This window comes from Marinobacterium arenosum (assembly GCF_019795155.1).
In the GTDB taxonomy this organism is placed as follows: domain Bacteria; phylum Pseudomonadota; class Gammaproteobacteria; order Pseudomonadales; family Balneatricaceae; genus Marinobacterium_C; species Marinobacterium_C arenosum.
Map to the genome: position 1 here is coordinate 1 of NZ_JAILYN010000020.1, position 13,595 is coordinate 13,595.

Consider the following 13,595-nt stretch of genomic DNA (forward strand, 5'->3'; position numbering starts at 1 on the left):
CGCTGGGCGCCGCCATGCGCAAGCTGGTACACATCTGTTTCGGTGTGGTGAAAAACCAGCAAGAATTCCAACCACAACTGCCGTAAAAGGCCGTTGTGGCCGGAATCGAGAGATGGTATCTACAAAGAACAGCCCCCTGTAGCAGCGGGCTCCGACCGCGACAGGGCTCACGTAGCCCGGATATATTACCCTCGGAGCGTGCTGCTACGAAGCTCAGCCCCTCGTAGCAGCGTGCTCCGACCGCGACAGGGCTCACGTAGCCCGGATAGATCGCCCTCGGAGCGTGCTGCTACGAAGCTCGGCCCCCGTAGCAGCGGGCTCCGACCGCGACAGGGCTCACGTAGCCCGGATATATCGCCCTCGGAGCGTGCTGCTACGAAGCTCGGCCCCCGTAGCAGCGTGCTCCGACCGCGACAGAACTCACGTAGCCCGGATATATCGCCCACGGAGTGGGCTGCTACAGGATTGCGCGTTTCGTAGCAGCCCACTCCGTGGGCGACAATATGAACAGATAGAAAGACAGCACCGAGACCAGATCAAGATCGAGGCAGCAGCAGCTCCACCTCCAGACCGCCGTCCGGATGGTTGCGCAGGCTGATTTCGCCGCCGTGGGCACGGGCGATATTGCGCGAGATCGACAGCCCCAGCCCCATGCCGGGATGGCCGGAGTGGTCCGGCGTCAGCCGGGTATAGGGCTGGAACACCCGGTCCAGCTTATCGTCGGGGATGCCGGGGCCCTGATCGCGAATCAGGATGCGCAGCGCCTCCGGGCTGTCGAGCAGCGTCACGCTGGCGCTGACGCCGTAGTAGAGCGCGTTGTCCAGCAGGTTGCCGATACAGCGCTTCAGCGCCAGCGGCTTGCCGACATAGGGGTACTGCTGCTCGCCCGCCAGGCTGATCGACATCTGCGCCAGCGCGGCACTTTCACGCATACGCTCCAGCATTCGCCACAGATCCACCTCGACCCGGTTCTCATGGATATCGGTCTCCTTGACGCTCTGCAGTGCGCCTTTGACCATCAGGTCCAGATCTTCCAGGTCGCGACTGAACGCCTCACGCGCGGCGTCGTCCTCCAACATCTCGGCGCGCAGCCGCAGCCGGGTGATCGGTGTTTTCAAGTCATGCGAGATCGATGCGAACAGCCGTTCGCGATCATCCAGGTAGCGCTGGATACGGGTCTGCATCCCGTTAAAGGCGCGGGCGGCGGCCACCACCTCCTGCGGCCCCTTCTCCGGAAGTGGGGTCAGTTCGCCCTGGCCAAACTGCATCACCGCCTTCGCCAGATTGCGCAATGGCTGCACCAGCATCCGCACGATCAGCACCCCGAACAGCATCACCGTCAGCAGCGATATCAGCAGCGATATCAGCCGCTCCGGCGACAGCGGTGAACTGCTGTCGAGGAACTCCGCATCCGGCATCAGCGTGGCCAGGTAGAGCCACTCCTTGTCGTTGATCGGTAGCTGGATCACCAGGATCGGCGTATCAATCGGCCGCACCAGCAGGCTCAGGTCGGCCCAGCGCGCCGGCAGGTCGGCCAGCAGGGTCTCGTTGTTCAGCACGTGCAGGTCATCCGGCCAGGAGAAAGCAATATGCACCCGCTCCGGCTGCACTCCCAACTGGCGCTCCAGCGCACGGTGAAATTCGTCCAGCACCGCCTGTTTGAGCATCGAGTCGGGCAGATCGTTAACCTGGATAAATTCGCGGTTCAGGGTGACGAAGAAACGGGTGCCACCCATGTCCCGCAGCTGGTCGAGCACCACATGGCGGTAGGCGTTGGGCAGCGAGGTGAAAAACTGCACCGTCGATGCCACCCTGAACGCCATATGGCGGGAGACCTCGCGCACCCGCAATTCGCTATCGGCGCGCCACTGGGCCCACCAGATGGCGCCGGAGATCAACTGCGCCAGGATCACCCCCAACGCCAGCACCCACAGGATACGGCCGGAAAGCGATCGCGGTCGCAATCCGTCAGGCCGGAAAAATCGATTCATCACTCTGCTCGAGGGTTGAGGTCAGCACATAGCCTTTGCCGCGCACGGTCTTGATCAGCGTCGGCCTGCGGGCGTCGTCGCCCAGCCGCTGACGCAACCGGCTGACATGGACATCGACGAAGCGGTCCATTGGCAGGTTGTCGCGGCCGCGGGTCTGTTCGGCGATCAACTCACGGCTGAGGATTTCACCCACCCGGCCTAGAAACAGGGTCAGCAGGTTGTAGTCGGCACCCGACAGGCTGACGATCGCCCCGTCGGCATCACGCAGCCGGCGGTTGGCGGTATCCAGCTCGAAACCGGCAAAGCGACAGTAGCGGCGCGCCCCTTCGCTGCCGCTGGGCGGCGCCGCTTCGGTGCGGCGCAGGATCGCCCGGATACGGGCCAGCAGCTCGCGCGGATTGAACGGCTTGGCGAGGTAGTCGTCGGCGCCCAGCTCCAGACCGACCACCCGATCCATCTCGTCGGAGTTGGCAGTCAGCATGATCACCGGCACCTGGGAGAAGGTGCGCAGCTGGCGGCAGATCTCGAAGCCGTCGGCGCCCGGCAGCATGATATCCAGCACCACCAGATCGGCACTCTGGCCCTGCTGCAGCAGCTGGATCAACGCTTCGCCCCGCTCCAGCGCGGTGACCTGGAAGCGGTTGTTTTCCAGATATCGGGTCAGCAATTCCCGGATCTCGAGGTCATCGTCAACGACGATGATCTGTTTTCGATTGCACATAAGCCTGTTGCACTTCTGTTTTATTGTTATGCGGTGCATAGCTGCCTGTCGGACCTAGCCTGAAAAGCTCCGGCAGGTTGTCGGGGAAGGCCCTCCCCTATGTTGCGGCATCCGGTGGCTACTCGGTGGGGTAGCGGGTTGCCTGAAGGCTGTCCTTGATCTTCTTGAGGTGGGTGTGAAAATCGACCCCACGCCTCAGGGTTACCCCGGTGGCCAGCACGTCCAACAGCGTCAGCTGGACGATTCGCGAGGTCATCGGCATATAGACGTCGGTATCTTCCGGCGTCGGCGCGGCCAGCAGCACCGTGCACTCCTGCGCCAGCGGCGAGCCCTCGGCGGTGATGCCGATCACCGTGGCGCCACTCTCGCGGCCGATGCGGGCGATCTCGACCAGCTCGCGGGTGCGGCCGGTATAGGAGATCACCACCAGCACATCACCGGTGCGCGCCGCCGCCGCCACCATCCGCATCATCAGTACGTCGTCATAGGCGGTCACCGGCAGATTGAAGCGGAAGAACTTGTGCTGGGCATCCATCGCCACCGGCCCGGACGCGCCCAGCCCGAAAAACGCGATCTGCTTGGCCTGGATCAGGTAGTCCACCGCCTGGGTCACCAGCGCCGGATTGACGCCCTTGCGGGAGGAATCCAGCGCCGCGATGGTGGCGGTAAAGATCTTGTCGGTGTACTCCTCGGTGCTGTCGTCCTGCTCGACGTTGCGGCTGACGTACGGCATGCCACCCGCCAGGCTCTGCGCCAGTTGGATCTTGAAGTCGGGATAACCGGCGGTATCGAAGTTACGGCAGAACCGGTTGACCGTCGGCTCGCTGACCGTGGACGCCTGCGCCAACGCCGCGATACTCAGCCGGGTTGCCGACTTGGGATCCCGCAGAATCACCTCCGCCACCTTGCGTTCCGATTTATTGAGCGAATCCAGCCGCTGACGGATCTGGTCCAGCAGGTTCATACTGTTTGACATTGAAAGCACTTCGCCGTGGTTAATTAACTACATTTCCATCCCTGGCAGCCACTATACCGCTCGTTTTGCCGCACTGCCAACCGGGTCGAACGGCTTCAGCACCGTGACGGCAACACATCCAAGGAATCTAAATTGACTGATATGTAGTAATTTTCCAAATATATTGCATTGACCATCGCGACAAGGCGCTCTAAGATTGCCAGAACTTAGGTTAGATAACGACATAAAAGGGTTTCCAAGATGGCTCCGGCTGACTCCTCCAGTGATATTGTTTTCTTCGGCGTGCTGGGCGACCTGGCCCAGCGCAAGCTGCTCCCCGCCATCTACCAACTGGAGCGCGCCGGCTTGCTGCCCGATGACTGCCGTATTCTGGGCCTGGCCCGTACCGCCTTGGATGACGGCGGTTTCCGCGATATCTGCGCCGCCAGCCTGCAGCGCTTTGTACCGGAAGCAGAGTTGGACACCGCCTGCAGCGCCCGCTTCCTGCAGCGGCTGTCGTTCCTGCAGCTCGATTTCAACGACCCGGCCGGTTTCAAGGCGCTGGCCAGTCGGCTGGACCACAAACGCCACTGCATCTTCTATTACGCCACTCCGGCCTCGCTGTACGGGCCGATCAGCCAGGCGCTGGCCGAAGCCAACTGCCTGCACGAGCGCTGCCGGGTGGTACTGGAGAAACCGATCGGCCATGACCGGCCCTCCTCGGCCGAGGTCAACGACCAGGTAGCCGGTTTCTTCGACGAATCCCAGATCTACCGGATCGATCACTACCTGGGCAAGGAGACGGTGCAGAACCTGATTGCGCTGCGTTTCGCCAACCCGATCTTCAGCAGCCAGTGGAACAGCCGCCATATCTCCCACGTCGAGATCACGGTGGCCGAAAAAGTAGGTATCGAAGGTCGCTGGGGCTATTTCGACGACGCCGGCCAGCTGCGCGATATGGTGCAGAACCACCTGCTGCAGCTGCTGACACTGACCGCCATGGATCCCCCGGCCTCGCTGGATGCCGATGCGGTGCGCGACGCCAAGGTTGCCCTGCTGAAGTCACTGAAGCCGCTCGAAGGCGCGTTGCTGAACACTCATGTAGTGCGCGGCCAGTACAGCGCCGGCGAGATCGACAATCAGCCTGTACCCGGTTACCTGGAGGAGGACGGCGCCAATACCGCCAGCCGCACCGAGAGCTTCGTGGCACTCAAGGTGGAGATCGACAATCCGCGCTGGCAGGATACGCCATTCTTCCTGCGTACCGGCAAGCGGCTGCCGGCCAAGTGCTCGCAGATCGTGGTGCACTTCAAACCGCAACCGGATGCGCTGTTCGCCGCCGACCCGGTCGCTGGCGACAACCGCCTGATCATCCGCATTCAACCCAACGAAGGGATCGCGCTGAACCTGTTCAGCAAACACCAGGGACTGGACCGCGACATGGCGCTGCGCAACGACCCGATGCAGCTGAACTTTGCCGAAGCCTTCGGCAGCCGGCGTATTGCCGACGCCTACGAGCGGCTGCTGCTGGAGGTGATCCACGGCAACCAGTCGCTGTTCGTGCGCCGCGACGAGATCGAACATGCCTGGCAGTGGTGCGACCGCCTGCTGGCCCATTGGCAACAACAACCAAACCCGCCCGAACCCTACCCGGCCGGTAGCTGGGGGCCGGACAGTGCGGACAAACTGATCGCCGAACAGGGCTGGAGCCGGCATGAATCCGAATGAACTGAATCTGCCGGCGCAGCTGGAACTGCGTGCCTTCCGGGACCGCGCCACGCTGACCGAAGCCCTGGCAACCGACATCAGCCAACAGCTTGAACAGGCGATCAAGCAGGACCAGCAGGCAGCGCTGGCGGTATCCGGCGGCCGCACCCCGATCGCCCTGTTCGAACGGCTGAGCCAGAGCCCGCTGGACTGGCAACGGGTACAGGTCACCCTGGTCGACGATCGCTGGCTGAGCCCAGACCAGCCAGACAGCAATGAACGGCTGGTGCGCCAACACCTGCTGCAGAACCAGGCTGCCGCGGCCCGCTTTGTCGGTCTCTGGCAGCCGGACGGCAGCGCCGCCGAGTCGGTCGAGGCCTGCAACCGCCGGCTGGAGCACGTTAAACAGCCACTGGACCTGGCAATTCTCGGCATGGGTAACGACGGCCATACCGCCTCGCTGTTCCCCTGCGCCGAGCAGCTGCAACAGGCGCTGGACAGTGAGCGCCACTGTGCAGCGGTTATCCCCGGCACCGCACCGCACGAACGGATGACGCTTACCGCCCAGCGGCTGCTGGCGAGCAGGCAGCGGGTCCTTCACCTGACCGGTGAGGACAAACTGGAAACCCTGGCCCGTGCTTTGGCCGGCGACGAGGTAGCTGAGATGCCGATCCGACTGTTCCTACAGCAGCCGCTAACCCTGTACTGGGCGCCCTGAGCAACAGCAGGCACCACCCGTTAACCGCATATCAGGACATCACATGACAGACACTATGCTGCCACCCCAAACCACCGCCCAGATCGACGATCTCTGCGCCCTGGCGCCGGTAATCCCGGTACTGACCATCGAGCGGGTCGAGGACGCCCTGCCGCTGGCCGAAGCCCTGGTCGCCGGCGGCCTGCCGGTGCTGGAGATCACCCTGCGCTCGGACGCCGCGCTGGATGCCATCGAGGCAATCGCCCGGGCGCTGCCGGAGGCCCGCATCGGTGCCGGTACCGTATTGAATGGCGAGCAGTACCGGGCGGCCTGCGACGCCGGCGCCAGTTTTATTGTCAGCCCCGGCGCCACTGCCGAGTTGCTGGACTACGGCAGCGGCGCCGAAGTTCCGTTGCTGCCCGGCATCCATACCGTCTCCGAGATGATGGAGGGGATCGCCCGCGGCTACCGGCGCTTCAAGTTTTTCCCGGCCGAGATCGCCGGCGGCGTCAACGCCCTCAAGGCTCTGCAGGGGCCGTTCGCCGATATCCGCTTCTGCCCCACCGGCGGCATCCGCGCCCACAGCGCCGCGGAATACCTGGCGCTGGATAACGTGATGTGCGTCGGCGGCACCTGGCTGACCCCGGCCGAACTGGTCGCCGCAGGCGACTGGCCGGCCATCACCCGCCTGGCCCAGCAGACGTTACAGGCAGTCCGCTGAGCGACGCGGCGACGTCCAAAATCAGAAACAAAAGACGACCTTGCCCGCCTACTGGCGGGCTTTTTTGTCTGGAACCAAGCAAATTTTTGAATTTATAGAAAGCCGCCCCAATTATAGCCAGCAGAATATGACGATCCGTCATTAATTTAAAAAAACAAAGCAATCGCTCAAGAATCAACCACCACCCGGCCAATGGTAATTAACTGATACAGTGAACAGAACGATTTTCAAATAAAACCAAGCGCAACAGAATTGAAAGCAGTGCCCGTTCAATACGCCTGTCAAACACCGCTTTAAAGCCAGCATGCGGCTAAGGGTGACATATCTTCGGAGTCTGTTGACTTATGCTAAGTCGCTGGCGCCAGCTCCATAAACATGTAGCCGATACCGTACTGGGTAACCAGGCAGCCGGTATCAATTCCCAGCGATTTGAACTTGCTGCGCAGGCGGGCGATCAGCACATCGATGGTTCGGTCGCTGTAGCTCCACTCGCGATTGCCGAGCGCCTTCAGCAACTCGTCCCGCGGCATCACCCGCTCGGCATTGGCGATCAACGTCTGCAACACCACGGATTCGTTGCGCGTCAGGTTGACCACGCCGCCGTGGATGTTGCCGAGTACCTGGGTCTCCTCGTTGAAGTGCCAGTACTCATTGGCATACAGGCAACGGCTGGCAACCTGCTGCACGCCGGGCCCCTGGCGATTCAGTCGTGCCAGGATATTCTTGCCGCAGGCGTGCAACTCACGTAGCGACAGCGGCTTGGGGAAGAACACATCGGCGCCGCTTTCGTAACTGACAATACGTTCAACGTCATCGTTACAGGCACTGGTCACGATCACCCCGGCCGAACAGCAGGCGCGGATCTCCCGGCACAGGTAGTGACCATCGGTATCGGGCAACTGCAGATTGAGAATCACCAGATCGAATGGCTGCTGCTGTACCATCGCCAGGGCGGACATGCCGGTGTGGGCCTCAGAGACCACCCAGCCCTGCTCCACCAGATAGTTAGCCAACCCATTGGCGGCGGTCTGATCGCCCTCTACCACCAGGACCTGGCTATCTTTATAGAAACAGGGTGAATGATTCATGATTGTTATTATTCGGCCGTGCAATGATTTTGAGTGATCAATTCCCGCTGGATTTTAATCGTCTGCCGCCAATAATCCAGCAACTTAACTAAATGTTACACTTCCAGTTCCATTTTGATTACAAATCACACAATTGGCGCACCATTATCTCTGTGATCTGGGACGCAATGAGCTGGGAGTATTATAGATAAGGGCCCGGACCTCGCCCCACGCCAGGCACCTCGAAATCTGACCTCGGGCGGTCAAACACAGTTCGTCAGCAGATGCTTTTGACGGTCCAGCAGACGCATCGCATCTGCTAGCCGCTGGCGCATCCCGGGCAGCAGGTCGCTGCGGGCTATCCAACCGGCGAAACATCGACTTGCCGGTTCAACGGTTTGCCAATCCGGGCGGGCCAGATCACCGCCGAGGGTCAGTCGCAATATCACCAGGTAGGCGTACCAGTCCATCAACGGATCGATAACGCCCCAACCCTGTTGCTGGCCAGGTAGCGAATAGGAGGGACTGTAGGAACGGTACGGCAGACTGGCGATCCTAGTCCCGCAGGAGGCGGCGCTGGCGAGGTCGAGCAGATAGAGCGCTTGCCCGTCGAACAGCAGATTGCCGGGTTTCAGATCGCCATGTACGGCTCCCTGGCGATGGCAACTCGCCAGCGCCTCGAACAGCTGCCGGAGCAGCTGCTGATGGCCGCCAAAGCAGGCGCCCCGGTTACGGATCAACGCAGCCAGCGTCTCGCCAGGCAGATGGTCGGTCACCAGCACCAGCTCAGTACCGCTATCGTACAGGCCGTGACAGCGGGCCAGTGGCAGCCCCGTCAACCGTTGCAGCCAACGGGCTTCGTTAGTCAGGAAATAACGGCGTCGGTCGCCGCTGGCGACCTTGAAGCGGTGCCAGCGCCCACTGGCCCGGTGACGTTGCCGCCACAGGTTTTCGCCGATGGCCTCGGCAGTACCTTGGTACTCCCCGGCCACCGGCAGCCGATGCCAGAACGCACTGACCGGTTCGGTCAACTCAGAGCTGCTCCGGCAGATCCAGGTTGGCGAAGAAGCCGGCCACGAACGGGTTGGTATCGCCCTCCACCCGGATCTGCAATCTTGCCACCTGCTCTTCCGAACCGGCAACCAGGTAGCTGGTGCTACTGCCCGGTGTCAGCGCGCCATTAAGCGCCTCAGCCAACCGGAACCAGCTCCAGATACCCGGATAGGTCTGGTGGGCCACCACATGGTCGCCGCCTTTCAATTTCATCTCGATCTGCCGGGACTGGCTATCGGGAATCGGCCAGCTCATCTGGCTCCAGAGCGCGGGACCATTGCGATAGACGTACAGCGGACCTTCGCTACGCAGCGAGAACTCGGTCATCCCGGCACTCATCCCCTGCGCCCGCAGCGAGAACTGCAGACCGACATTGTCGGCGGTGAAGAAGGTCTTACGGATCCGCGACAGTTCCTCCATCGCATTCCAGAAGCGCTCGTCCAACGCCAGGTAACGTCCCGGCAGGAAGCTGTTCAGCACCGGATCACTGTTTTCCTGCACGTTGAAATAGCTCAGGAAACTGTCGCTGAAGGAGGCAGCCAACCCCTGCGGACCGAAAAACTCCTTGAACGCCTTCAACCCGACATCCAGTCGTGCCTGGTGCTCAAACGGGTAGAACGGCTTGATCTGGCTGCTGTAATAACCCAATACATCGCGCGACCAGTGCTTGTTCAGCAGCTGGCGAACATCGTTCAGCGCCAGCTGGTTCAGCTGTTCGGCACTGCCCTGCAGCAGGTCGCGCAACAATTCGTCACGGTAGGATTGCGCCAGGGTCTGCATCTGGGCCAGCGGACTGACGCTTTCGGCAGCCACCAGCTGATCCAGGAAGAACCGACCGCGCGCTTTGCTGATCGTCGCCTGCTTGACCCACTCCAACGTCTGGCTGATCTGGCGCAAAGCGACATCCAGGTTGCTCCGGCCAGCGTCATCCAGCTGGATCAATCGATGATAAGGCACGAACGGCTGGGCGATCGCGTCCGCCATCTTCAGTGCACTCTGGCGTTGCTCCTCCAGCTTGCGTTGCTGCTCCTTGGCACGCTGCTCTTCCAGCGGCCCCTGGGCTTTCTTGGCCACGCCGCCCAGCTTGCCTTTAACCTTGGGCGCCTTCTTCTTGGCCGCCTCCTCTCCGCCAGTCGTTTCGTTCAACGCCGCGGCCAGGTCGGTGTGGTAGCTGACCAAGTTGTAGAAACGCTTGACCGGCGAGAACAGCGGCTCGGCGGCCACCTCCAGCTGTTGACGGGTATCGCCCCAGTCGCTGGTCGGCTGCCAGTGAACATTGCTGGCCAACCGCTGCCAGTAACCGATGTAATCTTCGATATAGCGCCGTTTCAGCTTGCGATTGACCCGGCTCAGCTCAGTCTCGTTACTGATCCGGCCCACCACCCCCTCGTAATCCTTGAGCGCCTCGCGCGCCAGTTCGAAACCGGTACCGGTCATCAGCTCCTGAAAGCCTTCACGGGTGAAGATATAGGGCACCAGATAGCCACCAAAACCATCACTAAAAGCGTACACCTGGCGATAGTTCTGCCCCAGCTGGCTGCGCATATCGACCCGGCGGCTGAACGCCGGCTGCTGCAGGATATGCTGATAAAGCAGGTCGCCGAGATCTTCCGAGCTGAGCGATGCACGGACCAATTCGATCAGCGGATCGTCCTCCGGCGGCGGCACCACGCCCGGTTTCAGCAGATCACGGATCAGCAGGCGGAAACGCTCCAGGGTTGCCACATCCCCCTCACCCTCCTGCTGCAGGGATTCCACATAGTAATCGACCAGCGGTTCGAGCTGATCGCGCTGCGGGTCATAAAGCATCTGGTGCAGGTTATACAGCTCCAGGCTATGCACCTTGTCGTCGAGCTTGTTGAATACGTACAGGTCCTTCACCAGGTAATCCCGCAACGCGATCAACAGCACCCCTTCCAGCTCCTGCTGATAGGCGCCCTCGACCGCCCGACCGATACCGGGATCGGGCAGCCAGGAGAGCACGTACCAGGGCGTGGACTGGTCATAGATCCGACTGATGTCGCGCAGGTCCGACAGGCCGAAGATCGACGCTGTCAGATCGTCAGGGTTGGGCTTGCTGGCCAGCAGCTTCTGCTTGTAGCTGTCCAGCTGAACCACCGCCTGACGGTCCAGCCGCTGGTAGTAGTCGAAGTTTGCCTTCAGCAACCAGAGGAACAGCAGGAACAGCAGGCTCAGTCCGCCGGTATAGGCGATCCGCAGGCCATTGTAGAGCCCCTCCCGGCGGCGGTTGACTCCCACCAAGGCTGCTTCGGGCAGAATGCCGCGACGCAGCAGTTGCTTGGCGAACAGGCTGCGGCCGACTGTCGTTTCCGATTCAGCCGGCAAGCCGGACAGCCCCAGCCGGGAAGCCAGCAACATGGTCAACCGGTCAACCGGCATTGCCTGGGCATCGGCATTGGTGAAGAAATAGCCGCGAAAATTCAGCGGCCGCTCCTCGAACTGATTGTCCAGAAACAGCTGCCGGAAATAATCCTCCAGCTCGGCACGCAGCAGGCCGAACTGGTAAGGGCCCGCCAGGATGGAATCACGGTACTCGGCGCTCAGCTGGGCCTTCAGTGCTGGGGTGACCTGGGCCGCCAGGTTGGCCAGCATGCGGTCGAACGAGTCGAGGAACCAGCCCGTATCGTAGCCCGGCTTGGCCGCCACCGGCATCATCGCGCCCAGTGGCTCCTCCAGCCGCTGGTCGTCGAAGGTGGCGAAATACTGGCAGAAGTCCTTCAGCCGGCCCATCCCGGTAAACAGCGAGTAGATCGGCAGATCCAGCCCCAGCGACTGGTTGAGCTGCTGCAGCAACAGCCGCTGCCGCTTGGCGGTCTGTTCCAGAAGGTCGTGACCGCTCTCCAACAACTTGGCCACCGGCAGCGCCAGCATCACGCCATTGGCGGCCTGGCGCGGACGTTGGCTTTTCAACCGTTTCAGCAGCGCTGCCAGACAGGGGGTAAAGACATCCGGGCCAAAGCCGGTATGCAGCGCCACCAGCACCGCATGATCGCTGATCCAGAAGCTGACCGGCATCGTCTGATCATCGCCGATGGATTCGGAGACGATCTGTTCGAATCCCATCTGCTGCAGCAGTACGCGATCAGCCTCCAACTGCTCGTCAACCAGGAAATACCAGGGGGTATCGTAGGGTCCGCGACCACCGCGACTCTGGTGGCGCCAGGCCTTTTCAAAATTCGCCAGCAGCAGGCGCTGCCGGAACTGGCGCTGCTGTTTTTCGGCAACCTCGGCTTCGCTGGGCCGGTTCAGCAGCTGGCGGCGGCGCAAAAACCAGCCCAGCCAACCCAGCAACACACCACTCAGCAGCGACAACAGGCCACTGATCGCCGCCACCGCTGGCGTGTTCCAGTGCCACCATTCCAGCAGCCAGGCTGCGCCCCAGCACAGGCCACCCAGTAACAATGCCAATAGAATAAAAGGCCAGACAGCCAGCTTAGGAGACTCCATCCGACATACCCGCCTTATCATTTAGAAATAATGAACGCATCACGTATACCCATCCCCCGGGCCTGCTCCGCCAAGCGTTTGGCCTGCTGACGGTCACCAGCCGGGATCAACACCCGGTAAAGATTGTTCCAAGGCTCCACCCGAGCCCCCAACTGATGCAGATCGTTCTCGGCAAGAAAACGGTCTGCGAGCGCCTGCTGGTCGAAGGTCGCCAGCTGTACGATCCAATTGGGCTGACCTTGCGCCGGTGCGCCGACAGCGGACGTCGCGGGCTGGGGCGCGCTCTGCCCGGCAGGCGCCGGTCGACCATACGCGCGGGCGGCCCGTGCCATCTCCTCAGGCGTGCTGACGTAGACGACCTCCTCCTCTTCGGGCACGTCAAGGTACTGCTTACTGAATTCGGGTAGGCCGAGGAAATCCCGCGCCCGCTGATCGTAGCTGTTCTGGTACCAGTAGGAGGCAGCGCCCCAGGAAAGCGCCACGCCAGCGAAAAACAGCAAAGCCTGGCGGCCGAAATGGGCCGGTCGGCCGGGCTTGCGCACTTTGCTTAGCTCGACCGGGGTAACGGTGGTAAACGGCACCCGCGGCCGATTGGTCAACACCACGGATTCAATCTGGTGATAGAGCGCATCCAGGCGCTCACGCCCGCTCAGGTGGTACTGGCCGCGGAAACCGACCTTCAGGAACAGGTAGATCAGCTCCAGCAGGTCGATCAGCAGATTCGGCTGGCTCAGTGCCTTGTCGGCCACCCGGTAAAACTGCTCACCGCCGTCGCGCACGCCGAACAGCTCGCTGAGCAGGGTCTGGTTCTCCCAGCCACAGCTTTCGCCCCATTCACTGTGCAGGATCATCTCGTCCAGCACGATGCAGAACAAAAAGCAGGTCTTGTCCGCCACCGACGGCGGATAGTCGAGCGCAGCGATGCGCTGCTTCAGCTCGCTGATCGAGCTAATCAGCCCATGGCGGAAACGGTGCAAATCGTCCGGCTGCGGCATCCGCGACACCGTCACGCAAAGCGACAACAGTTCGGCACCGGCATTGAGCAGTTGGTTATCGTAGCTGGCGAACTGCTGCAACTCGTGCAGGTTGCGCTGCTGATTTTTCAGCGGTGCTGCGCCGGCCAGCAGCAGGGCACGCGACTGGCCGGCATCATCCCGGTTCCCTGTCGGCTGCGCCACCTCGACCGTGGCTTCATCCAGATAATCCATCGCCATC

At 61.8% G+C, this 13,595-nt stretch carries 10 protein-coding genes; 3 read left to right on the forward strand and 7 right to left on the reverse strand.

The annotated features are described in order from the left end of the window. Positions 1-536 precede the first annotated feature (536 nt). From K6T12_RS10695 to K6T12_RS10705, 3 genes are all read right to left on the reverse strand, one after another. On the reverse strand, positions 537-1,991 hold the full coding sequence (locus tag K6T12_RS10695) for an ATP-binding protein (RefSeq protein WP_222222287.1): 1,455 nt from the start codon (positions 1,989-1,991) through the stop codon (positions 537-539). Next, the gene (locus K6T12_RS10700; RefSeq protein ID WP_222222289.1) at positions 1,969-2,712 is read right to left on the reverse strand and encodes a response regulator; all 744 of its coding nucleotides are present in this window, start codon (positions 2,710-2,712) and stop codon (positions 1,969-1,971) included. The genes K6T12_RS10695 and K6T12_RS10700 overlap by 23 nt, the downstream gene beginning before the upstream one ends. 118 nt (positions 2,713-2,830) lie before the next feature. After that, positions 2,831-3,688, reverse strand: coding sequence for a MurR/RpiR family transcriptional regulator (locus tag K6T12_RS10705; RefSeq protein ID WP_315853594.1), 858 nt, complete (start codon positions 3,686-3,688; stop codon positions 2,831-2,833). A gap of 240 nt (positions 3,689-3,928) precedes the next feature. Here K6T12_RS10705 and zwf point away from each other — a divergent pair, with 240 nt between their 5' ends. From zwf to K6T12_RS10720, 3 genes are read left to right on the forward strand one after another with little or no spacing between them, the layout of a single operon-like run. Beyond that, entirely contained in the window at positions 3,929-5,395 is a 1,467-nt protein-coding gene (zwf, locus tag K6T12_RS10710; RefSeq protein ID WP_222222291.1) for a glucose-6-phosphate dehydrogenase, read from the forward strand. Beyond that, positions 5,382-6,092, forward strand: a complete 711-nt coding sequence (gene pgl, locus K6T12_RS10715; protein ID WP_222222293.1) for a 6-phosphogluconolactonase — start codon at positions 5,382-5,384, stop codon at positions 6,090-6,092. The genes zwf and pgl overlap by 14 nt, the downstream gene beginning before the upstream one ends. Before the next feature lie 43 nt (positions 6,093-6,135). Further along, positions 6,136-6,792 (forward strand): bifunctional 4-hydroxy-2-oxoglutarate aldolase/2-dehydro-3-deoxy-phosphogluconate aldolase, encoded by a 657-nt coding sequence (locus tag K6T12_RS10720; protein WP_315853595.1) that lies wholly within the window; start codon positions 6,136-6,138, stop codon positions 6,790-6,792. A 347-nt stretch (positions 6,793-7,139) separates the two neighbouring features. Here the strand turns inward: K6T12_RS10720 and K6T12_RS10725 are convergent, their stop codons facing one another. The 4 genes from K6T12_RS10725 to icmH form a co-directional block, all read right to left on the reverse strand. Next, positions 7,140-7,880 (reverse strand): response regulator transcription factor, encoded by a 741-nt coding sequence (locus K6T12_RS10725; protein WP_222222295.1) that lies wholly within the window; start codon positions 7,878-7,880, stop codon positions 7,140-7,142. Positions 7,881-8,122: 242 nt separating this feature from the next. Beyond that, the gene (locus K6T12_RS10730; protein ID WP_222222297.1) at positions 8,123-8,890 is read right to left on the reverse strand and encodes a protein kinase domain-containing protein; all 768 of its coding nucleotides are present in this window, start codon (positions 8,888-8,890) and stop codon (positions 8,123-8,125) included. Between the two features lies 1 nt (position 8,891). After that, positions 8,892-12,380: a type VI secretion system membrane subunit TssM gene (gene tssM / locus K6T12_RS10735; RefSeq protein WP_222222299.1), complete on the reverse strand. Its 3,489-nt coding sequence runs from the start codon at positions 12,378-12,380 to the stop codon at positions 8,892-8,894. A 17-nt stretch (positions 12,381-12,397) separates the two neighbouring features. After that, complete coding sequence (icmH, locus tag K6T12_RS10740) at positions 12,398-13,594, reverse strand: type IVB secretion system protein IcmH/DotU (RefSeq protein ID WP_222222301.1); 1,197 nt, start codon at positions 13,592-13,594, stop codon at positions 12,398-12,400. Position 13,595: the final 1 nt, after the last annotated feature.

Bases quoted from the DNA above. Each gene is read 5' to 3' on its own strand.
- K6T12_RS10695 (WP_222222287.1), bottom strand. From the start codon at position 1,991: ATGAATCGATTTTTCCGGCCTGACGGATTGCGACCGCGATCGCTTTCC.
- K6T12_RS10700 (WP_222222289.1), bottom strand. From the start codon at position 2,712: ATGTGCAATCGAAAACAGATCATCGTCGTTGACGATGACCTCGAGATC.
- K6T12_RS10705 (WP_315853594.1), bottom strand. From the start codon at position 3,688: ATGTCAAACAGTATGAACCTGCTGGACCAGATCCGTCAGCGGCTGGAT.
- zwf (WP_222222291.1), top strand. From the start codon at position 3,929: ATGGCTCCGGCTGACTCCTCCAGTGATATTGTTTTCTTCGGCGTGCTG.
- pgl (WP_222222293.1), top strand. From the start codon at position 5,382: ATGAATCCGAATGAACTGAATCTGCCGGCGCAGCTGGAACTGCGTGCC.
- K6T12_RS10720 (WP_315853595.1), top strand. From the start codon at position 6,136: ATGACAGACACTATGCTGCCACCCCAAACCACCGCCCAGATCGACGAT.
- K6T12_RS10725 (WP_222222295.1), bottom strand. From the start codon at position 7,880: ATGAATCATTCACCCTGTTTCTATAAAGATAGCCAGGTCCTGGTGGTA.
- tssM (WP_222222299.1), bottom strand. From the start codon at position 12,380: ATGGAGTCTCCTAAGCTGGCTGTCTGGCCTTTTATTCTATTGGCATTG.
- icmH (WP_222222301.1), bottom strand. From the start codon at position 13,594: ATGGCGATGGATTATCTGGATGAAGCCACGGTCGAGGTGGCGCAGCCG.